The sequence below is a fragment of the Fischerella sp. PCC 9605 genome, from assembly GCF_000517105.1.
In the GTDB taxonomy this organism is placed as follows: Bacteria; Cyanobacteriota; Cyanobacteriia; order Cyanobacteriales; family Nostocaceae; genus PCC9605.
On sequence record NZ_KI912148.1, the window covers coordinates 1,077,062 to 1,101,436 of the forward strand.

At 44.0% G+C, this 24,375-nt stretch carries 20 protein-coding genes; 8 read left to right on the forward strand and 12 right to left on the reverse strand.

Annotation, left to right across the window (positions count from 1 at the left end; all coding sequences use genetic code 11):
* Positions 1 to 260: 260 nt before the first annotated feature.
* The 6 genes from FIS9605_RS0107095 (at position 261) to FIS9605_RS0107120 (ending at position 6,801) form a co-directional block, all read left to right on the forward strand.
* Positions 261 to 1,202, forward strand: coding sequence for a 3-keto-5-aminohexanoate cleavage protein (locus tag FIS9605_RS0107095; protein ID WP_026731970.1), 942 nt, complete (start codon positions 261 to 263; stop codon positions 1,200 to 1,202).
* A 96-nt stretch (positions 1,203 to 1,298) separates the two neighbouring features.
* Positions 1,299 to 2,717 (forward strand): aldehyde dehydrogenase family protein, encoded by a 1,419-nt coding sequence (locus FIS9605_RS0107100; RefSeq protein WP_026731971.1) that lies wholly within the window; start codon positions 1,299 to 1,301, stop codon positions 2,715 to 2,717.
* 28 nt (positions 2,718 to 2,745) lie between these two features.
* The gene (locus FIS9605_RS0107105; protein WP_026731972.1) at positions 2,746 to 3,192 is read left to right on the forward strand and encodes a DUF3598 family protein; all 447 of its coding nucleotides are present in this window, start codon (positions 2,746 to 2,748) and stop codon (positions 3,190 to 3,192) included.
* A gap of 255 nt (positions 3,193 to 3,447) precedes the next feature.
* On the forward strand, positions 3,448 to 4,836 hold the full coding sequence (hisS, locus tag FIS9605_RS0107110) for a histidine--tRNA ligase (RefSeq protein ID WP_026731973.1): 1,389 nt from the start codon (positions 3,448 to 3,450) through the stop codon (positions 4,834 to 4,836).
* Between the two features lie 154 nt (positions 4,837 to 4,990).
* Complete coding sequence (locus FIS9605_RS0107115) at positions 4,991 to 5,797, forward strand: alpha/beta fold hydrolase (RefSeq protein ID WP_026731974.1); 807 nt, start codon at positions 4,991 to 4,993, stop codon at positions 5,795 to 5,797.
* Positions 5,794 to 6,801, forward strand: coding sequence for a quinone oxidoreductase family protein (locus FIS9605_RS0107120; RefSeq protein WP_026731975.1), 1,008 nt, complete (start codon positions 5,794 to 5,796; stop codon positions 6,799 to 6,801). Before FIS9605_RS0107115 ends, FIS9605_RS0107120 begins: the two co-directional genes overlap by 4 nt.
* A gap of 167 nt (positions 6,802 to 6,968) precedes the next feature.
* On the opposite strand, the gene FIS9605_RS36450 is transcribed toward FIS9605_RS0107120, so the two are convergent.
* Together FIS9605_RS36450 and fabG are read right to left on the reverse strand one after the other, a co-directional pair.
* Complete coding sequence (locus FIS9605_RS36450; RefSeq protein ID WP_231510257.1) at positions 6,969 to 7,370, reverse strand: Rid family hydrolase; 402 nt, start codon at positions 7,368 to 7,370, stop codon at positions 6,969 to 6,971.
* A gap of 273 nt (positions 7,371 to 7,643) precedes the next feature.
* Positions 7,644 to 8,342 carry a 3-oxoacyl-ACP reductase FabG gene (fabG, locus tag FIS9605_RS0107130; protein ID WP_026731976.1) on the reverse strand — a complete coding sequence of 233 codons (699 nt, stop codon included), beginning with the start codon at positions 8,340 to 8,342 and terminating at the stop codon, positions 7,644 to 7,646.
* A gap of 225 nt (positions 8,343 to 8,567) precedes the next feature.
* On the opposite strand from fabG, the gene FIS9605_RS0107135 reads away from it, so the two are divergent.
* Entirely contained in the window at positions 8,568 to 9,083 is a 516-nt protein-coding gene (locus tag FIS9605_RS0107135; protein WP_026731977.1) for a pentapeptide repeat-containing protein, read from the forward strand.
* Positions 9,084 to 9,181: 98 nt separating this feature from the next.
* On the opposite strand, the gene FIS9605_RS36455 is transcribed toward FIS9605_RS0107135, so the two are convergent.
* Positions 9,182 to 9,601, reverse strand: coding sequence for a hypothetical protein (locus FIS9605_RS36455; RefSeq protein WP_051469945.1), 420 nt, complete (start codon positions 9,599 to 9,601; stop codon positions 9,182 to 9,184).
* A 743-nt stretch (positions 9,602 to 10,344) separates the two neighbouring features.
* Here FIS9605_RS36455 and FIS9605_RS0107145 point away from each other — a divergent pair.
* Positions 10,345 to 11,580 (forward strand): LL-diaminopimelate aminotransferase, encoded by a 1,236-nt coding sequence (locus FIS9605_RS0107145; RefSeq protein WP_026731978.1) that lies wholly within the window; start codon positions 10,345 to 10,347, stop codon positions 11,578 to 11,580.
* 621 nt (positions 11,581 to 12,201) lie between these two features.
* On the opposite strand, the gene FIS9605_RS0107155 is transcribed toward FIS9605_RS0107145, so the two are convergent.
* The 9 genes from FIS9605_RS0107155 to FIS9605_RS0107195 form a co-directional block, all read right to left on the reverse strand.
* Positions 12,202 to 13,521: a PAS domain-containing sensor histidine kinase gene (locus FIS9605_RS0107155; protein WP_026731980.1), complete on the reverse strand. Its 1,320-nt coding sequence runs from the start codon at positions 13,519 to 13,521 to the stop codon at positions 12,202 to 12,204.
* Positions 13,522 to 13,908: 387 nt separating this feature from the next.
* Positions 13,909 to 15,774, reverse strand: a complete 1,866-nt coding sequence (locus FIS9605_RS0107160) for a CheR family methyltransferase (protein ID WP_026731981.1) — start codon at positions 15,772 to 15,774, stop codon at positions 13,909 to 13,911.
* Positions 15,775 to 16,157: 383 nt separating this feature from the next.
* The gene (locus FIS9605_RS0107165; protein WP_026731982.1) at positions 16,158 to 16,730 is read right to left on the reverse strand and encodes a chemotaxis protein CheB; all 573 of its coding nucleotides are present in this window, start codon (positions 16,728 to 16,730) and stop codon (positions 16,158 to 16,160) included.
* Complete coding sequence (locus FIS9605_RS0107170; protein WP_026731983.1) at positions 16,720 to 17,775, reverse strand: chemotaxis protein CheB; 1,056 nt, start codon at positions 17,773 to 17,775, stop codon at positions 16,720 to 16,722. The genes FIS9605_RS0107165 and FIS9605_RS0107170 overlap by 11 nt, the downstream gene beginning before the upstream one ends.
* A 659-nt stretch (positions 17,776 to 18,434) precedes the next feature.
* On the reverse strand, positions 18,435 to 19,631 hold the full coding sequence (locus tag FIS9605_RS0107175; protein WP_026731984.1) for a sensor histidine kinase: 1,197 nt from the start codon (positions 19,629 to 19,631) through the stop codon (positions 18,435 to 18,437).
* A 268-nt stretch (positions 19,632 to 19,899) separates the two neighbouring features.
* Positions 19,900 to 21,786: an ABC transporter ATP-binding protein gene (locus tag FIS9605_RS0107180; RefSeq protein WP_026731985.1), complete on the reverse strand. Its 1,887-nt coding sequence runs from the start codon at positions 21,784 to 21,786 to the stop codon at positions 19,900 to 19,902.
* A gap of 146 nt (positions 21,787 to 21,932) precedes the next feature.
* Positions 21,933 to 22,130 carry a hypothetical protein gene (locus FIS9605_RS0107185; RefSeq protein WP_026731986.1) on the reverse strand — a complete coding sequence of 66 codons (198 nt, stop codon included), beginning with the start codon at positions 22,128 to 22,130 and terminating at the stop codon, positions 21,933 to 21,935.
* A 26-nt stretch (positions 22,131 to 22,156) separates the two neighbouring features.
* A complete protein-coding gene (locus tag FIS9605_RS0107190) occupies positions 22,157 to 22,708 on the reverse strand; it encodes a single-stranded DNA-binding protein (protein WP_026731987.1) in 552 nt (183 codons plus the stop codon).
* Between the two features lie 384 nt (positions 22,709 to 23,092).
* Positions 23,093 to 24,349 carry an FAD-dependent oxidoreductase gene (locus tag FIS9605_RS0107195; protein ID WP_026731988.1) on the reverse strand — a complete coding sequence of 419 codons (1,257 nt, stop codon included), beginning with the start codon at positions 24,347 to 24,349 and terminating at the stop codon, positions 23,093 to 23,095.
* Between the last annotated feature and the right edge of the window lie 26 nt (positions 24,350 to 24,375).

A 24,375-nucleotide genomic window follows, 5' to 3' on the forward strand; every position in this document is an offset into this window, starting at 1 on the left:
TCACTCTTATTAAGAATAAATATTTTAAAGTTTCCTGACAACTTCGCTAACTATAAGCATCCTTCTAATTATTTCTGTGAAATGTCGCGATCGCAAAATAATAAACTTTTACACGAAACTCTGCTACATCAATGCGATCACCTTCATAATAAAACCATTACTGAGAAGTTCTCGGTTCTGCTAATAGTGGGCAATATTTGCAACGTTCTAAAAAGGTAGTGCCGAAAGCTTCAGAATCACAAGATTTTGGGAGGAAGACAGTGAACAGCGAATTACCCCTGATTGTTCAGTGTCGCTGCAATGATGCTGACTACCGCAAGGAGAATCCCGAAGTGCCCTACAGCCCACAGGAGATTATCAGGGAAGCTGTCCGCGCTTGGGAAGCAGGAGCATCAGTTTTTCACTGGCACGCACGTGACCCCGTTTCTGGTAAGTGGCGCAACGATGTAGAACTCTATTTGGAAGTCATTCAGGGAATCCGAGAAAAAACCGACCTGATTATCAATCCCACCCTTGGTTATACTAATGCGGAGAACGACGTCCAAGGGCGTGTCGGCTACATCTTGGCAGCAAACAAAGATCCACTGCTGCGTGTGGATATGGTCGCTTTGGAGTTTGGCTCGTTTAACGTAGACTATTGGGATTCCCAGGCGAAGGAGTTCATTACGTACGACAAAGTATACTCAAATTCTCGCGCTCATATTCGGGATTTACTCAAGATACTTACAGAACAAGGTGTCTTCGTAGCTTGTACTTGTTGGGACATTGGGCAAATTCGGACGGCACGCTATTTCCAAGAGATGGGATTGTTGCCACAGAATACCCTTTGGGACTTTATTTTTACGGGAGACTTGATGCCGAGTAGTCCAGCACCAACACTCCCTGCTTTGCAAGCGATGATAGATGCTATTCCTCCAGGCGAGCAATGGCTGGCACTTTGCTGGCATGGAGACGCGATGCCTTTGGCAGCTTGGGTAATTACACTGGGAGGACACATTGGTATTGGGCTTGGAGATTGGCCTTACACTCGCTTTGGCAAGCCACACAACGGCGAGGTCATAGAAAAGGTTGTCCAGATGGCACATATTCTGGGTCGGGAAGTAGCAACACCAGCGCAAGCACGCGAAATTCTCAAAATGCCGCCGCGTCCAGAACTGCCAACTCGCAAACAAAGCAATTCTGCATATGCGATCGCACAGTGAAAGAGGAGATGGGGTGATGGGGTGATGGGGAGAATAACCACTAACCACTAACCACTAACAACTGACCAATGACTAATGACTAATGACTATTGACTAATGTCTAAACCAATAGAAATCCGCAATCCCCGCACGGGCAAATATGATTACGTAATTATACCACCGCCTCCAAAATTGTTAATACAGCAATGCAATCGCTTGCGGAGAGCGCAGCAAAGCTGGTTGCGACTTGGTTTGGAAGGGCGAATTGAAGCTTTGCAGCAGTGGAAGCAAGCTATAATTTCTGGGCGAGATAAACTTACCGAAGCTTTAGTTGCTGATACGGGAAGATTGTCTATTTCGGTAATGGAAATAGACTCGTTTCTTTCCAGCATTGATAGATGGTGTAAATTAGCACCAAAGTTATTGGAAGAAACAGAAAAAGAGACAGCAGTACCATTTATTAAACTCGAACAAACAGCAGTTCCTTATCCTCTGGTGGGAGTGATTAGTCCCTGGAATTTTCCACTTTTGCTTTCCACTATTGATACTATTCCAGCATTGTTGGCAGGTTGTGCCGTTATCGTCAAACCCAGCGAAATTACTCCTCGCTTTATGGCACCACTTTTGGCAACAATCAACGCCATCCCCCAATTGCGGGATATATTAAGTTTCGTAGAGGGAGGAGGCGAAACTGGTGCTGCTATCGTCCAAAATGTCGATTTGGTATGCTTTACCGGGAGTGTGGCAACAGGGCGAAAAGTAGGAGAAGCAGCAGCAAAACGTTTTATACCTGCTTTTTTGGAATTGGGAGGCAAAGATCCAGCGATCGTTTTGGCATCAGCTGATTTAGAATTAGCAACCTCAGCAATTTTGTGGGGTTCTGTAGTCAACACCGGACAGTCATGCCTTTCAATAGAGCGAATTTATGTTGCTAATTTTATTTTTGAACAGTTTGTGGAACGATTGGTAGCTAAAGCCGAACGCCTGCAATTAGCTTATCCTACAGTTGAAAGCGGAGAAATTGGGCCAATTATTGCAGAAAGACAAGCAGCAATTATTAGCGACCATCTGCTAGATGCACTGGAAAAAGGAGCAGTTGTACACTGCGGCGGCAAAGTCGAAGATAGTGGTGGAGGGTGGTGGTGTCGTCCTACAGTTCTCACTCAGGTTAATCATGAGATGAAAGTGATGACTGAAGAGACATTTGGCCCGATTATGCCTGTGATGCCATTTTCCACACCAGAAGAAGCAATTAACTTGGCGAATGACACCATTTATGGACTGAGTGCAGCGGTGTTTGCCCAAGATGAAACCAAAGCATTAGCAGTTGCCCAGCATATAGATGCGGGTGCTATAAGTATCAATGATGCGGCTCTGACTGCCCTGATACACGAGGGAGAAAAAAATTCCTTCAAGTTTTCTGGTTTGGGTGGTTCCCGCATGGGGCCAGCTGCAATAACGCGGTTTATGCGGAAAAAGGCATTTTTGATTAAAACAAAGTCTATTGCCGATCCCTGGTGGTTTAATACCCAGTAAACCAGTTAATAAATTCAGGAGAGTTTTAATGTCTACAATCAAAAAAGAAATGCCCCTTCTTGCCCGTCATGAAGGAGAGTGGGAAGGTATATATACAATTATCGATGCTGCGGGTAATGTTATTGACAAGCATCACTCATACTTGATACATCAGTTTCCAGGAAATGGTTCTTATCCCTACGACCAAATCAATAAGTATACATGGGAAGATGGGAAATTTGAGGAACATCATTTTCCAGCAACATACCAAGATAAAAAAATTTGGTTCGATACCGAACGTCTTCAAGGTTATGCATGGGAAGTAGATGACTCTATCATTATTTTGTGGTTTAAGTACAAAGCTTTACCAGAAGCGCATATGTATGAAATGATCCATCTTAGTTCTTGTGGAAATTATCGCGATCGCACTTTACACTGGTTTAAAAACAATCAAGTCTTTAAACGCACAATGATGCAAGAACATCGAGTCAAATAATCAATTTAGGTTTCCAAAAGAATTTATCAACAGAACTTACATAAGACTGTGAATTCATTCCTGGTCGGTAATGGGGAATGGGGAATGACTGAGGGACACCCCCGACACCCTGCACCGAAGACTCCAAGGGCGCGCTGGCTGCCCTTAAAAAGGGGGGCGAAGAAAACGCATCAGGGAGAATTTGCAGTCTGAAGAGTCAAATGACAGCTAATAGTTTTGGTATGTTGAAGAGAGAATTTTGAATGGCTAAAAGGCATGGCAAGAGCTGAAAAAATCAATTTCTCTACCCCTAGTGGTTTTCCAGAATTTCTTCCTGGCGAAAAGCGCTTGGAATTATATTTGCTTGATACAATCCGTCGGATTTTTGAAAGCTATGGGTTTACCCCCATCGAAACTCCAGCAGTAGAACGTTTGGAAGTTTTGCAAGCAAAAGGTAATCAAGGCGACAACATAATTTATGGTATCGATCCCATCTTGCCTCCCAATCGGCAAGCAGAAAAAGACAAGTCAGGAGAAACAGGTTCGGAAGCACGTGCTTTAAAATTTGACCAAACAGTTCCCCTGGCTGCGTATATTGCCCGTCACCTCAATGATTTGACATTTCCTTTTGCCCGTTATCAAATGGATGTTGTATTTCGGGGCGAAAGGGCAAAAGATGGTCGTTTCCGCCAGTTTCGCCAGTGTGATATTGATGTAGTCGGTCGTCGGGAATTGAACTTACTCTACGATGCTCAAATGCCCGCTATTATTACTGAAATATTTACAGCCATTAATATCGGTGATTTTATTATTCGCATCAATAATCGCAAAATTCTCACTGGTTTCTTTCAATCAGTGGGAATTGAAGCAAACAAAATTAAATCTTGTATTGGTATTATTGATACCCTAGAAAAAGTTGGTGAAAATAAGGTCAAACAGGATTTAGAAAAAGATGGTGTTTCCTCAGAGCAAGCCCAAAAAATCATCGACTTTATTAAAATTAGAGGCACTGTTGACGAGGTATTAGATAAGCTCAAATACTTCGCTCAAACCATGCCAGAAACCGAACAATTCAATCTGGGAGTGACGGAACTAGAAACAGTGATTGCAGGCGTTCGCAATCTCGGAGTTCCGGAAAATAGTTTCTGTATAGATTTATCTATTGCTCGTGGTCTTGATTATTATACTGGTACAGTTTACGAAACAACTTTGATTGGGCATGAAGCCTTGGGTAGCATTTGTTCTGGCGGTAGATATGAAGAATTAGTTGGAGTATTTTTAGGCGAAAAAATGCCTGGTGTGGGCATCTCAATTGGTTTAACTCGCTTAATGAGTCGCTTGTTAAAAGCTGGCATTTTGAATACCTTTGCACCTACACCAGCACAGGTGATGGTGGTAAATATGCAAGAGGATTTAATGCCACTTTACCTCAAAATTTCTCAACAATTGCGTCAGGCAGGAATTAATGTTGTCACTAGCTTTGATAAACGTGGTATTGGCAAACAATTCCAGCTAGCTGACAAACAAGGAATTCAATTCTGCGTGATTATTGGTGCGGATGAAGCCGCAGCCCAAAAATCTTCGCTCAAAGATTTGAAAAGCGGCGAACAGGTAGAAGTATCTCTGGAAAATTTGGCTGAAGAAATTAAAAGCCGATTGGCGTAACTTCTTCCAGGCTAAAGCTTGGAACGGAAAGATATAAATCTAAGCTGTTGTGCATTTAATTTGCACTTAGCGGGGCGGGCAAGATGCCCACCCCACAAGAGTTTCCTTAGAATATATTTTGTAAATTAAAAGATTTTCAGCTTACCAGGGTGATATGAAAATTAAACGAGCTTTTTTAGACACAGAAGATGGTCAAATTCACTACCGAATCGGTGGTGAAGGAAAACCTCTTTTGCTACTACATAGAAACCCAAGTAGCAGTAACGAATTTCAAGATTTGATGCCAATCTTTGCTGAAACAAAGCGTGTCATCGCAATGGATTTGATGGGACTCGGTGATTCTGATAAACCTCCCAGAATTTATTCTGTCGCTGACTACGCCAAGACTGGAATTATGCTTTTGGACGAGTTAGGCATAAAAACAACAAGCATTCTTGGACACCACACGGGCGCTTATGTAGGCGCAGAAGTAGCAGCAGCGTATCCAGACCGTGTGGATAAACTCATACTATGTAACGTGGATGATTTTACTGAAGAACAAAAAGCAGCGATCGCCAATAGATATTATCAAGTCTTTCAAATTAAACCAGATGGTTCGCACCTCGTGGAAAGATGGTCATTTCGTGCCCAATATGTAGGTTCTACAGAGTTAAATCACCTGTGTATGTTAGATGAGGCTAAATGCTATGGCTATCCTCCCTATGCACCTTTAGCTTTTATCAACTATCCGTATTTAGAACGATTTCGTTTAATCCAATGTCCCACTCTCGTTTTATCAGGAACTGAGGATATCAAAGGACTGGTGAAACTGGGTTTAGCACAAGCAGAAAACCGCAATTTTATTAAACAAGTAATACCCCAAGCAAAAGTTATCGATATTGAAGGCGGAACATTCTGTATGATGCACCAACAGACGCAAGAAATATCGAGAGTAGTATTAGAATTTTTGGATGTTTTATGAGTCCTAAAACTTATAAAAAACTGATTGCCAAACAGCATAGCCATAACTTCAGAACTGCTGTTGAAATTGTCGAAGTCCCGATTCCTGAACCTGCTGCCAATGAGATAGTTATTCGCAATAAATTCGCTGGAGTGAACGGCGGATTTGACATGTTACTTTGCCGTGGTGATGTTCCCTACGTCAAATTAACTCCCCCGTTTGATTTGGGTGTGGAAGTGGTAGGAGAAATTGTCGCTGTCGGGAGTGATGTCAAAGATTTCCAAGTTGGTGATGCTGTCGAAACCACCGCGCGTGGAGGAGGATATCGCGAGTACCAAGCTGTAGATGCCAAGTTAGCAATTAAGGTACCGGAAGCGACACCAGAGATTTTAACACTTATGCCTACTGGTGTTTCAGCCGTAGTGGCATTAGAACAAGTCGGCGAAATGAAAAGCGGGGAAACAGTCCTTGTCAGTGCAGCAGCAGGCGGAACAGGACATATCGCCGTGCAAGTGGCAAAGCTAGCAGGAAATCATGTCATTGGAGTTTGCGGTTCTGACGCAAAATCAGAATTTCTCAAGCAAATAGGATGCGATCGCATTATCAATTATCGCACCGAAAATGTCGGCGAAGTCCTCCAGCGAGAATATCCCAAAGGCGTCAATCTGGTATTCGAGTGTGTTGGTAAACAAATGTTCGATACCTGTGTTGAGAATTTAGCAGTGCGGGGACGTTTAGTGGTTGTTGGTTTTATATCTGAGTATTTAAATAACTTTGAGAGCGTCAATCAACCGCGAATATATAGTAAGCTGTTTTGGAAAGCTGCTTCTGTGCGTGGCTTTCTCATGCCACTATATGCACAACATATGCCAGCAGCACGCGATCGCCTGTTAAATCTGCTATACTCCGGTCAAATTAGAATTGGCATTGATCCGACTCAATTCCAAGGCTTAGAATCAATTCCTGATGCTGTCGAATATATGCTTGGTGGCAAGAATTGCGGCAAAGTAGTTGTCAGGATTTAGTTGGTGGTTGGTGGTTGGTTGTTGGTGGTTGGTTGTTGATTGTTGGTAGTTGATTGTTGGTTGTTGGTGGTTGGTGGTTGATTGTGGGTTGTTATTATTTGCTAATGACTAATGACTAATGACTAATGACTATTAACTAATGACTGCCACACACTTAATTTCAATAATCAATTCTGGTTTAGGATACCAACAGCTGTCCATGTTGGAAATTGATTGGTAAAATAACGAGCTTTGACTTCTCTAAAAAGTGGTAAGTAGGGAATCGCTAAATTTTCTGGTGTCCCAGCAGCAGCGGATTCATTTTGCACTTCTCCTACATTTACCACATGATAACTAATCATTTCTACCACATCATCAAAGGTTGCACCTGCTGCATCCAACACCTTCTTGACATTTTCAAAAGCTTGCACAAACTGGGCTTCTACGCCTTTGACAATTTGCAAATTCTCATCTCTGCCTACTTGTCCAGAGATATATAAGGTATTACCGACTTTAATCCCGGGACAATATTGAAACTTTTCATAGAGAATTTCCATCCCCTTGGGAATAATGACTTCGCGAGTAGACATCACAAATTCCTGATGTTGAAAAAAATATATAGGCAATTAACCATTAGTTCTAGCGAAATTTTACACCAAAACTCTGCGCCCCTCTGCGTTTTAAATCCTGTCAAGGTGTGAGTCTTGGAAATAGATTTTTCTTGGTGTCTTAGTGTCTTGGTGGTGAAAAAAGAATGATTGAAACACAAAGACACAAAGACACAAAGAGGAAAATAGTCTTCTCTACTAAGATTTGGGTTCGTTTTTTACCCACCTTGACAGGGCTAGTTTTAAATCCCTACTCTAAATACTGCCATAAACAGGAATCGCTGCACCTCGGATATCTTTAGCAGTTTCCGAGGCTAAAAAGCAGATTACTTGCGCCAAGGATTCCGGTTTCACCCATTTTTCGGCATTTTTTGTCCCCATAGCTTCACGGTTGCTGGGGGTGTCAATAACACTGGGAAGGACTACGTTAGCAGTAATATTAGTACCTTTGGTTTCGTCGGCGATCGCTTTTGTCAAAGCCACAACCCCAGCTTTAGAAGCGCAATATGCCGCAAGTTGTCCCGCAGGTTCCACCGCGCCTCTAGAACCAACAGTAACAATGCGTCCATAGCCAGTTTCTAACATTCTCTTGAGGCTATGTTTGCAAACCAAAAAAGTTGTACTCAGGTTTAAATCAAAATCCCGTTTCCAATTTTCAAAACTGTATTCGTGAGTTTTCCCCATCGCAAAGCCACCCACCAGATGAATTAACACATCTACTCGCGCCATCTGGTTGATAATGTTCTCTACCGAAACTTCCTCCACTAAATCCGCAGGGACAAATTGAATTCTGGCAAAGTCAGCAGGTGAGAGAATTCCCTTGAGGCGTTCGACTTCCTTGGGGTTGCGATAGGGAATCGTCACCACCGCTGCACCCTGCGCCAAAACCGCTGGTGTTACACCTAACCCTAAGCCACCAGTACCACCCGTGAGTAAAACGTGCTTGCCCTTCACGACTCTATGCACTCCTTTAACCTCAATTTACAAGATAGCGCGATAGGAAGCTTTGAGTACAACTCTGTTGCCAGATGACGGTAAGCTATGCCACATCTAGTATGCCTAAAATACAACTATGCCAGCAAAAGATCGTTTAACGCGATCACAAAGAGAAAATTTGGTGTAATTGTTGAAAGAAAGTAACTCTCCACAGTTGACACAGATATAATTATGGAATTATTAATGAAGCGGAAATTTCAAGCTCAGTTAAGGATTCTTTTAAGTTTTCTGCTCCTACTTTGCTTAAGTTGGTTTTTAATCCTAAACACTCCTCCTACTCTGGCACAGGAAAATACAGTTAACTATACACTCTCTGATTTACGATATCGAGATTTTGCTAATCAAGATTTACATGGAACGTCCTTTGCAGGTGCAGAAATGCAGGGAGCAAACTTCCGGGGAGCAAATCTCAGTGGAACTATTCTCACAAAGGGGACATTTCTTCAGGCAGATTTGAGCGATGCTAATCTTTCGGAAGCATTTGCCGATCGCGTTATCTTTAATCAAGCTAATTTAACTAATGCCATTTTCACCGATGCTATGCTTGTTAGCAGTCGCTTTTTCGATGCTAAAATCTCAGGAGCAGATTTTTCTGGTGCAATTATTGATCCCTATCAAGTCAAGTTAATGTGCGATCGCGCTGAAGGCACTAATCCGGTTACAGGTGTCTCTACCCGCGAAAGCTTGGAGTGTCCCTAAAATATTGAAGTGCTACACCTCTACATGAGCGATCGCCCAAGCCGGGATAGCGACAGTCACCACACCAAAAGCTGTTGTTAGGAATGGACTTGTTTTCGTTACGTCACAACATGTTGTCGTTTTGACTCTGAACTACCAGAGATGAATTTCAGCCATAATGCTGTACTTGCTCCCCAAACAAAATTGAAAAATAACACAACAATTGGAGTTAAGCGCCCTAATTCTACACCCATTATTCCTTGATTAACCTTCAAGGGAAATATGATAAAGAGTTGAACTAGAGAAGGGAATAAACTGTACAAAATACCACGATAGAAGTACTTGTTTTGAAAAAAGGGCAAGAGAAAAATAAATCCCCATAACCCTCCCCAAACAAGGCGAGGATAAAGCCAAGATGGAGTTAACTCAGGGGCAATTTTCACACCCAATAATGCAGTTAAACCAATGGTTCCACAAAACCAAACAGTCAAACTATTTAATAGTCCTCCAATACATCCAGATGCAAATGCTAGTGTCATGTTTCTAGCAATAGTCCGGGACAAGATTGTTTTTTGATTCAAAGATGAGTGATGATTTAATTTCATGTGTGTTTACTAATTATTTTTTTGATGAATTACTAAATGCATACTAGGCTTCTTGTAAAGTTCAGGCTCTAGGTTAATTACGAGTTTTTCTGAAAATAGAATTAGTCTGGAGGTCTACTCAATAAAATATGTTGAACATCTGTGAGTATTATGAGATTTTTATTAAAATAAACTAAGAGTTGATAATTTTGTTTCTCATACTAGGTTGCAGTCAAAGATAGTACTTCCCTCACCCCGCCTGTCGGCACCTCTCTCCCAATTTGGGAGAGGGGAGGGGGAGAGGGCATGAATTGCTATATCTGAACACAACTTGGTATCAGAGGTCATTTATAAAGTCAATATTTAAGTAGGGGAGCCAGCGCCAGATTTATTCCACAACAAGCTGTCGTTATCAACCTCACGAGATTCACGTAGAACATCAAGACATTCGTGACCAACATCTTGACGTTACTTATTAACGTTAACCCATGCATAGAGAACATCAAGACATTTGTGACCTAGGTCTTGATGTTCCTTATTAACGTCAAGACATTCCTAGATAACATTGTTATATTTGTTACTAACGTCGTGACAGTCGTTACTACAATCAAATCAAATATTGGCGATCGCAACGTAACAAAGATATCGCACATGGCAGTAAGCTGTTTTATTTAGAGCATTTATAAAAATTTCCGATTATGGCAACGATTAACGACAACTTCCTCAAGCTCAAAGCTGGCTATCTGTTTCCTGAAATTGCGCGGCGCGTCAATGCCTTTGCAGAGGCTAACCCAGATGCTAACATTATCAAGTTGGGTATTGGTGATGTCACCGAACCACTGCCACAAGCTTGCCGCACAGCAATGATTAAAGCAGTGGAAGAAATGGGCGCTCGCAACACATTCAAAGGCTATGGCCCGGAGCAAGGCTATGCTTGGTTGCGAGACAAAATTGCTAAATACGACTTCCAAGCACGGGGATGCGAGGTTGATGCATCGGAAATATTTATCTCCGATGGCTCTAAATGTGACACGGGTAACATCCTCGATATTTTTGGTGATGACAACACGATCGCCGTCACCGATCCCGTTTATCCTGTGTATGTAGACACCAATGTCATGGCAGGACATACTGGGGATGCCAACGATAAAGGTGAGTTTGAGGGTTTAGTGTATCTGCCGATTACGGCTGATAACAACTTCACCGCCGAAATTCCCTCAAAGAAAGTCGATTTAATTTACCTCTGCTTCCCTAATAACCCCACAGGTGCAGTGGCCACTAAAGAACATCTCAAGGCATGGGTAGACTATGCCAAAGCCAATGGCTCAATAATTTTCTTTGACGCCGCCTATGAAGCCTTCATCACCGATGCAGAGATTCCCCACTCGATCTACGAAATTGAAGGTGCGAGAGATTGTGCGATCGAATTTCGCTCTTTCTCCAAGAATGCAGGATTTACTGGTACTCGCTGCGCCTTTACAGTTGTACCTAAGAACCTGACAGCAAAAGCCGCTGATGGTTCAGATGTAGAACTGTGGAAACTCTGGAACCGCCGCCAGTCCACCAAGTTTAATGGCGTGTCCTACATTGTGCAACGTGGAGCCGAGGCAGTTTATTCTGAGGAAGGACAAGCACAAACCAAAGCGCTAGTTAACTTTTATCTAGAAAATGCCAAGATTATTTGTGAGAAACTCACAGCAGCTGGATTAGCAGTATATGGAGGTGTAAATGCACCCTATGTGTGGGTGAAAACACCTAATGGTCTTTCCAGTTGGGATTTCTTCGATAAGTTGCTGCACACCTGCAATGTTGTAGGTACACCGGGTTCTGGTTTTGGTGCTGCGGGTGAAGGCTACTTCCGCATTTCTGCGTTTAACAGTCGGGAGAATGTAGAAGAGGCGATGCAGCGGATTACAACTCGCTTTTCTTCGTAGCCTCTAGGTAGATCGCATCATCGAATCTCGACGATATCGTCACGCGATCGCTTCTTGATCGCTATCCCATTAAACCCTTCGAGTGGGAGAGCCACAGACTCTGATATATCGTATCTCTCAATACACAGTTCAGTTAAAGTCAGATCCCCCCTCGTCCCCCTTTTTAAGGGCGGAAATTAATAGCCTATTGCCCCCCTTTCCAAGGGGAGCGTAAGCGCCCTTGGAGGTTCCCGAGGCAGTGCGCCCTTGCGCTTCGCCGACTTGTAGACGCGCAGCGGCTTCCGCAGGTAGCACCTGCCGTTCCGTTGTAGCGACTGGCGTGGGTTGGGGGGATCTCTGAGGAAATAACATCACTAACTGAACCGTATTGTCGTATATCTCATTACTTAGGTTCAACCTGGTAACGAGGGTTGGAAGGCTCAGCCTCCTCGCTGTTTCCCTAACTAGCAGAACTATTACTCGACCACACTAATTTTGATAGGTTTGTAGTCAGGGCTTTAGCCCTCATTTAAGTACTAAAGTACTTACTACAAACTTTCTTAGCCTGTCATAATCTTTGTGGCAGACTACTATTACCTTTAAATCAAAAAATTAACTAATGCTCTTTTCGGGTTTTCCCTGTTAACTACTAACGATTCTTGGCAACTCAACACGGAAAGTTGAACCTTCACCGAGTTTGCTTTCCACGGTGATGTTTCCTTTCATCAAGTGAACTAATTGATCTACAATTGCTAATCCTAAACCTGTACCGCCCTGCTTGCGTGTAAGACATTGATTAACTTGCCGAAATTCTTGAAAGATTTTTTTTAAGTCAGCTTTGGCTATACCTATTCCTGTATCCTTTACTATCAGCATGATTCGGTCTTGAATTTCCATCACTTCGACGGATACGCCGCCAATGTCAGTAAATTTAATGGCGTTGGAAAGCAGGTTCACTAAGATTTGCCGGACGCGATCGCTGTCGTTGATAATGTTAGGATTTGATAGATTGATATAAATATACAAAGTCAAGTGTTTCTGCTCGGCTAAACAACGCAGTTCTTCTGTAGTAGCCGTGACTAATTCAGCCAAATTAAATTCTTGCAGTCTCAACTCCAAGCGCCCAGACTCCAGCTTGGAGAAATCAAGTATATCTTCGATCAGCGCTAGCAGGCGTTTGGCGCTGTTAAAAATGCGTTCCACCATATTTCTTGCCTGCGGGGGGAACTGATGATACGGTAGGCGTAACAGCAGTTGAGAAAAGCCCAAAATCGCATTCATCGGGGTACGCAGTTCGTGAGACATCACCGCCAAAAATTGCGATTTCATTCGTGATGCTTCTTGTAGTTGCAAATTCTCAAGCCTGATAGCGTGCATTTGTGCCTCTGCTTGTTTGCGGGCAGTAATGTTTCGCACTAGCCAGCGCCAGCCATTGAGATTACCTTCGTTGTCCCGCACCATAGTGACGCTGATTGCAGCGTCAAATCTAATACCTTCTCGCGTTTGCATGCGAACTTCCCAATCCTGAATTTGTTCCATCTCGTGCAAACGGAGTAGTCGGGAACGAAAGGCACGACGCTCATTTTCTGGAATGAAGTTAATCAGCAGTTTGCCTTTGAGGAATTTTTGTGATGTACATAGCAACCTGGCAGCAGCACGATTTGCTTCTTGAATTTTACCTTGGGGATCAGTCACCAAATAGCCATCTGGCGCAAACTCAAACAGTTCCTGGTAGCGCTGGCGTTCTAGTTCCATCGCCTGACGAGCAGTAGCTAATTCCTCATTCTGCTGGCGTAATTCTTCTTCTGCTACATGCAATTCTTCCAATGCTGTGTTAAGTTCCTCAAGACATTGGTGCAGTATTTCTGATGACGGTAAAGGTGAAATTTTAGCCTGATTTCCCAGCACATCAGCACGGTGACGCACTGCATCTATTTGGTGGGCAAAATCATATGCATTCACACTTTCACTCCTGTAATATATTACTACTTGAGCTTTTATTGTTTTTAAATAAATGAATATTAAACATGATTTCAATCACTATCAGCAGAGTGAGAATTCAGCTTTAAGGTATTGAATTTACCTGATTGGGTTGTATATGGAGATTTGTCAGAGAATTGGGCAATCGGGTTAGGAAAAGATGGAGGAGTATTTTAAGCACATTAAAGGTAGGACTTTCTAAAAAAAATGTTAAAACTTTGTAAAGCAAAGTAGGCGTTATTTCTACGAATGCCTTTCAATTTACTAACAGTGACAAATTTTTAATACTTTTATATCTCCTAAGCGAATGAAAAAAACAGCCTCTTAAGTATGAGTTTACGCTAGAAGAAATACAACTCTATTATTTGTTTATTCGTTGCTGTCGAGTTCTTCCATTAACAAAATTACCCCTTGAATATCTCGTGTGGTAGAAGCACGTAAGGGTGTGCAGGAGACTTTGCATAAAATCCCCCTACCACGGCGATTTGTAGCTTGTAATGTCACTTCTGGACATGGTAATTCTCCTGACAAACAAGCACGGATTGTCTGTCGGAGTTGTTCTACTGGTAAACCGATATCCAGATTCAAAAAGTGTCTGCCTTTGACTTCATCAGCGCGGACACCCCAGAGATCTTCAGCGCGATAGTTCCAAATTTGGATGTGCAAATCTTGGTTGAGAACAGCGACGCCGCTGTGCAAACCAGCCAAAATCGATTCTAAAAAGGTGTTGACTTGAACAAGTTCGTCGCTGCGTTGACGCAGTTCATCGTTGAGGGCGTGGAGTTCTTCGTTAGTAGATTGGAGCTCCTCGTTCATTGTCTCCAGTTCTTCGTTAGTAGACTGGAGTTCCTCGTTAGTGGTTTCTAGTTCTTCGACGGTGGATTGGAGTTCCTCGTTTGTTGTCTCCAATTCTTCGTTGGTAGATTGGAGTTCTTCATAAGCCGTTTCTAGTTCTTGGTTGGCGTGTACCAGTTCGTGTTGTAACTGTTTAAAGCGGGTAACGTCGGTGAAGACAATTTTCACGCCCAAGAGTTCGTCGCTATTGTGGTTTAGCAGTGGTATGACCTGGACGTCAAAATATCTAGTTTCTTGTTCTGTAATTGACCACTCAACCTCTTTCAAAATCACCGCACGGCGGTTAGTGCTAACTTGGTCAATGCGCGATCGCAACTCCAGCGGTCGGTAGGATATTTCTAAGTCTTGCAAGGGGCGGCCCAAATCTCTAGGATTGAGATTAAATAAAGTGCGGGCTTGTTCATTGGCTAGCACCAACGAGTTGTGAACATCCACTATCAGCTGGGCGATCGGATCGATCTCGAAGGCGGCTTGATGAATGGGAGTCATCGGGTCAACCATCTCCGGGGTGGATTGCTGGCTACTCAAAGGAGTTATGCTCAACAACATATCGCGGCGGTTGCCGTTTGGTACTTTTGTAAATACACGTCGCCGCAAATCTAAGGGTGTAAAAGAGTGATTGCGGGTAAACAACATTTCTGCTTTGCCCAAAAATAGAAAACCGCGATCTTGTAGGGCAAAGTGAAAGCGATCCAGAATTCTCGCTTGGGTTTCGGAGTTGAAATACATTAACGTATTGCGACACACTAGCATGTCAATTCTGGAAATAGGTGCATCCTGAACTAAATCGTGACGACCAAAAATCACACCGCGACGCAATTCTTTTTGTACAACGTAACGACCACCTGTTCGCTCAAAATACTTTTCTAGTAACTGTGAGGGAATTGATTGGATTTCTCTAGGGTTGTAATTGGCATGGCGGGCGTAATCAAGAGCCTCCGCATCGACATCGGTAGCAAAGACTTTCACCCGTGTCGTATATTGTTCCATACCCAATGCTTCCGCCAGCAACATGGCTATGGTATATGTTTCTTCTCCGGAAGCGCAGCCAGCACTCCATACCCGAATCGGTTGGCTGAGGTGCTTGTTGGTAATAATTGTGGGAATAATTTCACTCGCTATGTATTCCCAAGCTTCTGCATCTCGAAAGAAACCGGTAACGTTGATCAAGATCGTGTTAAAAAGCTCAACAAACTCGTCTGGATGCACTTCTAAATAGTCCAGATATTCACTGTAACTTTCAACACCAAGCGCTTGCATCCGTCTTTTGATCCGGCGGCTTAAGCTGGTACGTTTGTAACCCCTGAAATCAAAACCACGGTTTCGTTTGATGTATTCTAAAAGGTTTTCTAAGTCTGGGTTTACATCAGTAGAACTCATAGTGTAGAGACGCTGTGAAAGCGTCGTAAAAGGGACAGGGGACAGGGGACTAGGGACTGGGGACTGGGGACTAGGGATTGGGGAACTCGGGGCCCCCACGACCGCTCTTAGTGGGGATTAGGGAGGACAGCGCCGTGGGCGGGTTCCCCGACTTGGGGCGACTGTCCGTCGGCAATGGGGACTAGGGATTGGGGACAGGGGACTGGGGACTAGGGATTAGGAACCTAGTACCCAATCCCCGATACCCAATACCCAATACCCAATACCCAGTACAAGCGTCCCGGAAATTGACAAATGAAGTTAATAAGTGTGGTATTTTCCCAAAAAAATAGGATTGTGGTTGAGTTTTGATGAAAAATTAATTCTATTTTAAGAACTAAATATTACTTATTAATTAAGTTGAGTAAAGCCGGAGCGATCGCATCCAAGGGCAAAATAAAATCCACAACCCCGGTTCTAATTGCAGCTTGAGGCATCGCAAAAAATTCGGAAGTTGCTTGATCTTGGGCAATAACTATGCCACCCATATTTTTGATTGCCTGCGCTCCTGCTGCGCCATCGCTATCCATACCAGTCAAAACAACAGCGATCGCTCGTTCACAGAAACTAGCTGCCGCAGATTGAAACAACACATCACCTGCGGGGCGGACATGACGTACTTTTTTCTCATGGGAAAGAGACAGAGTTGCAGCGTCTGGGTTAACCAACAGGTGTTGGTCGGGAGGAGCGATATACACCGTGCCTGGGTATAACTTGTCACCCGCTTCTGCCTGCTTAACTACTAGAGGTGTGCGCTTACTCAGGATCTCGGCCAACATACTGGCATAGTGCGGAGCTAAATGTTGCACCACAGCAATCGGGGCGGGAAAGTCTTCGGGCAATTTGGATAATATTTGACTCAAAGCTTTGAGTCCACCGGCTGATGCTGTCATTACTACTATGTAGTTATTCGTCATCTATCGCTTCTTCTGTGGAGTTGGAGTCAGGTTCAATTCTGTGATGCCTGCCACGTCCATTTTTCTTGAGTAGCACTTCTCGGATAACCTCAGCACGCTGTTCGCAATCTTGAGCCTCTTGTTCCAATCGTTGTACTGACAAGTTTTGGTGGCGATCGCGCATCCGCTTAGCCATGCGACGTGCGAGAGAAGATTTTTCCTCCAATGCCCTAAGAGCGCTCCACAGCGCATCCTCCAAAGCATCAGATTGCTCTGCCAACAGACTTTCTGACGAGAATGCATGACCCGTGCGGCATCGAAACCGCAACAAATCTCCCTCGTGGAATTCCCAGAGAGTACCACCACATGCCGGACAGGCAAAGGTTGACGGTTGGCCGGGTTTATTGTCACTATTTAACGCTTGCATATCGAGTTCTGCCATGTCAGATTCATATTCCATTTCTTCAGGTACTGGGTTTTCTGCGTCTCCTTCCACAGGCGTGTCAGCTAGTTGCAGCAGTACAGCAGGAATCTCCGCCAGTGGCAGGACATAGTCAATTTCATCTACATTCTCAATCGCACTACGGGGCATTCCCGCATACATCGCATCTTGAGGGTGTTGGACAATTGCCACACCACGCCGCATTTTTACTGCCTTTAGTCCCGCCGTACCGTCGTCAAGTACACCCGTTAATACAACACCAACTACTCGCCGCCCATAAGCTCGTGCTGCGGTACGAAACAGCGGATCGATAGCTGGGCGATGGCTGTTCTCTGTGGGGCCCCGCGATAAGCTGATGTATCCTGGTTTCAGCAGTAAGTGGTAGTTTGGCGGGGCAACATAGACCCGTCCCTGAACAATTGCTTCACCATCTCTAGCGTGGGATACTGGCAAACTCCCAGCTCGGTTCAGGATACGGGGCAAAACACTTGTGCTATGAGCCGGAACATGAAGGACGATAATGATTGCAGCTTTGATGTTTGGAGGTAAATTTTTTGCCAGATATGTAAGTGCTTCAACTCCGCCTGCTGATGCTCCGACAACGATTATATCGTGTCCAGGCATTTATTCCTCCTGATAGCAGCGCAGATGAACATACTTACATACACTGCTAAAATAACGCTAGCAAAATAGAGATAGTTATTTACCTAGCTGAGAGTGGATTTCTTGGTTAGTTGTGGATTCTAAATTTTTAACAGGTTATCCAATGAGGCGATCGCATTATCCGTAAAAAGGACTGGGGATTGGGGATTAGGGATTGGGGAACTCGGGGCCCCCACGACCGCTCTTAGTGGGGATTAGGGAGGACAGCGCCGTGGGCGGGTTCCCCGACTTGGGGCGACTGTCCGTCGGCAATGGGGACTAGGGATTGAGTTTGATAAAGAAAGTCACAATGTTGGTAACAAAAGTCGTGATGTTGCTTATGAAAGTCGCGATGTGATAAAGAAAGTCACAATGTTGGTAACAAAAGTCGTGATGTTGGTAACGACAACTTCAATGTTAGCGACGACAGTTTCAATGTTGGTAACAACAGCTTCTACATTCGGTGTCACACCTTTTAGCAGGGTAAGAATTAACGGCTTTGGAATTTGAGACTAACAATAATGATTCTGACTACAAGCTCATACTTAAAGCGATCGCCTTTAGGTTCTGCGTTAGATCCAATTTTTGTCGGACGAGAAGAAGCGATCGCATTCTCCTTTTAAAGAGAGACAGCAAACTATTCAGGAAATACTTTTGACTTCTAGCGGTAAAATGACAGTGAAGGTAGAGCCAACCCCAAAGCGCGAAACCAGTTCTATTCTGCCTTGCAATAGTTCGACAAGCTGCTTGACTATTGCCAATCCTAAGCCAGTACTATCGGGTAAGCGAGTGTGTGAAGCAGAGCGCGATCGATAGAAGGGATCAAAGATATGCGGTTGGTCTTCTGGTGGAATTCCCACTCCTGTATCACTTATTGCAATAGACCATTGGTTATTAGATAGCACCTGACACGTTAATTGGATGGTTCCCGACTGTGTGTATCGAATCGCATTACTTAGAAGATTCGTGAGGATTTGCTGTAATCGCAAGGAATCTGTTACAACTTGATCGGGAGCGCCAGAGGTGTCAATTACCATCTCAAGCCTTTTCGCATCGGCTAGAGGCTCCATTATCTCCACAACATGATTAATCGCTGAGCGCACATCTGTTGGTACTAAATGCAGTTGTATTTTCGCAGCTTTGCATCGAGAAAGTTCCAGTGCTGAGTTAATCAGGCTGAGTAATTGGCGACCATTGCGTAGCACTCGCTCGATGTTTTCGACGCTAGGCAGAGTGTCCCTTATATCTGGGCGCTGTCGGGCTTGGCGCAAAAACAAATCTGAGTAGTTAATGATCGAGTTGAGAGGGGTTTTGAGTTCGTGAGCTAGCACAGAGAAATTTTCCTGAGTCGTGTTCACCAAGCGAATCAGTTGCTCATTCGTAAGCATCAGCTGACTTTGCAGTTCCTCTAGTTCACGCAACCGCTCCTGTGTATAGCTTTTAAAGCACTGAGCAATGGCTTCATCTACTACAGCATTAATCACCCTCACGGCTCGAATCACTTCTGTAACTGTTCCTAACTGTAGCTCTGCATTGATTGCAAAAAATATCTCTTGGCGCAGTAGGCGATACTCCCATGCGATTTCAGCGGGGTCAAAGCCCTGTTTAGCTCTGAAAACGCCATGCGTCAAACTTGCCCGAACTAGCAACTCAATATCACTGTCAGTCGATTCAGAAAGCACAGTTATTATTGCTGCTAAGACATGGGGAATATGATCCCGTATATTCGTGCGAGGTAGTGAATCGGCACTCTCAATTTGCTCGTCAACGCGAACAGCTGTAACCCACTTCTCGACAATCGTGTTAGTTTTTTCACTCAGCAGTTGACTAAAATCCATTGGATAGTAAGCGCAGACAAGAGTAGATGAGAAAATCCCTGAACTAAATTAGTTTAGATTTGACAGATTTAAATTTATCAGCATCAATTAAACACGCACCTTTTCCATGAGACATAAAACAGCACACTCATCACAGAAATTGTGATGTTACTTAACAAAATCTGACAAAGGGCATAAAAATTATGAATTATGAAATTTTCAGCATTCAGTATTCATCATTCATAATTTTCACCTATTCCCAATTCCCAATGCCCGCGAATTCCCCAGACTAAGATGCCCGCAATTTTCCTTTGTGTACCCGTTCGCGGCTGCCAGTAGGAATTGCAGCAATTAACTTCTGCGTGTACTCTTGTTTTGGTTCGCGGTAGATATGTTCTGCTATGCCTTGCTCGACAATTTCACCATGATTCATTACCAAAATGCGATCGCTCATAAATTTCACCACACTCAAGTCGTGGGAAATAAAGATATAAGTTAAACCAAATTCGTCTTGCAATTCTTTCAGCAAATTCAATACCTGCGCCTGTACTGACACATCCAACGCCGAAACCGATTCATCGCAGATGATAAATTTGGGATTCAAGGCCAAAGAGCGAGCGATACAAATCCGCTGGCGTTGACCACCAGAAAATTGATGCGGATAGCGATTCATGGCATCTGCACTCAACCCCACCCGTTCTAACAAATAAGCGGCGCGTTCTCGCCTTGCTTGCTTTGTTTTGCCAATAGAGTGAATCACCAACGGTTCCATGATGGCGTCTCCCACCTTCATACGGGGATCGAGGGAGCTAAAGGGGTTTTGGAAGACAATTTGCATTTCTCGGCGCAGTTTTTGCAACGTCTCTCCCTTCAGGGTGGTGATGTCTCGCCCCTCAAATATTATTTGACCGCCCATCGGCTCAATTAATCGCAGCAAAGTTCTGCCCAGAGTGGTTTTGCCACAACCAGATTCTCCTACCAAGCCCACAGTTTCCCCTTTTTTGACATCAAAGGAAACACCATTCACTGCCATATGGTAACGTTTTGTGCCACCAAACATTCCTTTGATGGGAAAACCAACCTTAAGGTCACGCACTTCCAAAAGAGGCTGTTCTCTTTCTAAGTCTGCCAATCTTTGAGCGATTTCCTCAGCCGTTACATCCGGTGGTTCTGTGGGTTCTTTAGCTTGAATTACTAGTTCTCCTGCTGGTACTTCCTCCACACTCATGTAATCAGAAACTGTCAGCAGTTTGCGGGGACGGCGGTTGAGTGTGGGGCGGCAAGCTACTAAGCCTTTAGTATAGGGATGCTGGGGATTAGCAAAAATTTTGATTGCATCCTCGAATTCAACAATTTTGCCTCTGTACATCACCGCAACTTTATCCGCAATTTCTGCAATTAGTCCCAAGTCGTGGCTGATGAAAATCAGTGCCATGTCGCGACTAGCCTGCAATTCTCGCAGCAAATCAATAATTGTCGCTTGCACTGTCACATCCAAGGCGGTAGTTGGTTCGTCGGCAATTAATACCAAGGGGTTGCAGGAGATTGCCATCGCAATCATTACCCGTTGCAACTGACCACCAGAAAGTTGATGCGGGTAGCGTTCTAGTATTGCTTCTTTGTGTTGGTTGACTAACTTAAGCAGCTTGTGCTCGTCTATGGTGGTTGAACCAAAAGATGAGTGTTGCCAAGTGTGAAGATACTGCTGCTTAATTTGCTCATCGCTCTTGAGCAATTTTACTTCTTGCAAACGAGCGATCGCTTGTTGTCGTGCTTCGGCTACGGAAATATTCTGATGCCGCAAAATTGCTTCTGTGAGTTGAAAGCCAATGTTATAAACCGGATTGAGCGAACTCATCGGTTCCTGGAAAATCATGGCAATATCGCCGCCTCTGTGTAGCTGAACTTCTTCAGCAGGCAACTCTAGCAAATTGATAGGTTTGCTATTTTCATTGGCACGAAACCAGATTTCCCCACCTGTTACCCTACCCGGAGACTGTAATAAACCCATTACTGCTAGGGCTGTGACTGATTTGCCACTCCCCGACTCTCCTACTATGCCTAGAGTTTCACCTCGATGCAATTGAAAGGAAATACCATCTAGAGCTTTGACTATTTTGTCATCACCAGTAAATTCCACTTGCAGATTGCGAACATCTAGGATAGCTTCTTTCATATGAAGTCGGGTATTAATATTTAGATTGAAAATTAATCAGGATTCTAACAGGTGCTGTAGTTTTTTGCGAACAATGTAACTTTTGTTAGATGTTAAGTTAATTTTTTTGATTTTTACATTTTTAGCACTCAAATTTGCATTACAAATTACAAACTAAGCACGGCTTTGCTAAAAAAAGAAGCGATCTCAAACGCACCAGGTAGCAAAGGTAAGCGCAGAGGAACGTTGAGTATTGGCACAAAAATTTCGTGCGCGAACTTATAGAATTTTGTACTAAGCAACAGATTGGCAACAGATGTAACGGATGAACTATCCGCTACATCTGCTACCAGCATTGCACCCATAACCTACAAACAAAAAATTCTTTCACCTAGAAAGGGATGTCATCAACATCTGGTTCTTGGTTTGGTACTACAGGAGGATAAGAACTACGCTCGTAATTTGAGCTTTGAGATGTGGATTGAGAGAAATCATTTTGGGAAGCGACGCCAACGTTACTTGCAGCTGGAGTTGATGCCGGAGGTGGCGAATCGTAACTAGCAGCGGCTTTGGCTTTGCTGGCAGTAGTAGCAGGCACAGAGGTCGTAGCCATCACTGCTGGTGATGAACTGGTATTAATACCACCTGATACAGAGTAAATTTTTTGCACTGTCAATTCAGCACGCTTTTCTTTGAAACCTTCTGGACGCTCAATAGTATGCATACCTAAGCGTCCTTCTAGAAGCACGCGATCGCCAATGTGATAGTTTTGCTGAATTTCTTTTGCCATGTTGCCCCAGCCTACAACTTTTAAATTTGCAGCAGGATCACCTTCCCGCTGTGCTGGGAACTGCACTAACATTTCTGTTACTTCCAATCCATCTGGTGTAAAGCGGAGTTCTGGTTCTTTAACAATTTCCGCCATTAAAATGCAGCTGTTCATTCAATCCTCCTTGAAAATAGGGACTAGGGACTAGGGATTAGGGTTTTCATCCACGGTGGCGGTTAATTCCGCCATGACACCTGACTTGAAAAAATGATGAATACTGACTTCAGGCTTTTTGCTTAGTATTATTACTAAATACAAAAAAGTAAATTATCATCCTTATTGATGCAGTAAGCTCTATTTAGTAACCACAACTGTTGTTTTTTAACTTTGAGAATTTATTAACCAATTCCATATTTACACTCTTGGCTTTGAGACTGTTTTAGCATATTCAGTCAAGCAAGTACCGCGAACAGTGGCGATTAGCTGTTCAAAGACTGCACTGTACTGGAATAAATGTTTAATTTTACCATTTATTGGTACAAATGTACCATATCATGTTCAGGTAGTGACGTGAGCGGGAAAAATGCCATAGGCTATCAACCGCGCTAACAAGTCACGCAACCAGGGCAAGCGTAACCAAGGAGGTAACTGAAACTGTTGGTTTGAACTCAGAACCCGGGCTGCTATTCGCTGCTGCATAAAAGCCTGGAATGCTTGGATAACGCGGGTTGGTAATTCTCGCTGGCGCTGCACTTTCGCAAGGTGGCGCAGTTCTACACGTCCTTGTTTGAGTGGTTGACTCAAGACGTTAGCAGCGACAACAGCATCTTGAATAGCATAGTTAATACCAACTCCACCGACAGGGGACATAACATGGGCGGCGTCACCAATGAGTAGCAGTCCGAGACGATACCAACGCACTAGACGACTGGACTCTACCGATAGAAAAGCGATCTGCGACCAATTTTGTAGGTGTTCGATCCGGTCTTGTAACTCTGGCACTACTTCCACAATCGACTTTCTTAAAGCTTCCATACCAGTAGCACGAATTTCTTGATAGCCTCCCTTGGGAATCAAGTAAGCAATTTGCCATTGTTCGCCGCGATCGAGCATTACTAAGATATGACCGCGACCGATGCGCCCCATCGCACCCTCCGGGTCTTCTGGTCGCTTGGGTAGACGAAACCACAGCACATCCATCGGTGGTGAAGTTTGGATCGATGCAAAGCCACCCAGTTGGCGCAGACGCGAATGACGCCCATCTGCACCCACCGTCAGGATTGCCCGGACTTCATGCCAGCCACCATGTCCGCGATAGCGCACGCCTTTAACTACTCCATCTTCCTCAATCAATTCCTGCACATTCGCACCCATGACTAACTGAAAATTTGGGTATTTTTGCGCTTCGGCGGTAATAAACTCCAGAAATTTCACCTGCGGAAGTATCATTATGTAGGAATAGCGGGTTTTTAGGTGGCTGAAATCAGCCAGAGTGACAGTAGTTTCCGGAGTCCGAATCCTCATTTGTTGTATTTTGGCATGAGGAAGTTGCAGCAAGCGGTCTGCCAAACCTAGTTCCTCCATAATTTCCATCACCGATGGGTGAATGGTGTCTCCCCGGAAATCGCGGTCAAAATCTTTGTGCGCTTCCAGCAGCATTACGGGTATGCCTTGACGTGCTAAAAGTAGAGCAAGAACAGCACCTGCTGGCCCTCCACCAACAATGCAACAATTTGTGGTTTGTGCGTCTACAATGTCATGAACAGGGGTTGGCGTCTCTTGAGAAGAAGAATTTGAGGTAATGTGAGAAGCCATAAAAAAATTCTCCTTTTGGCTTTAAT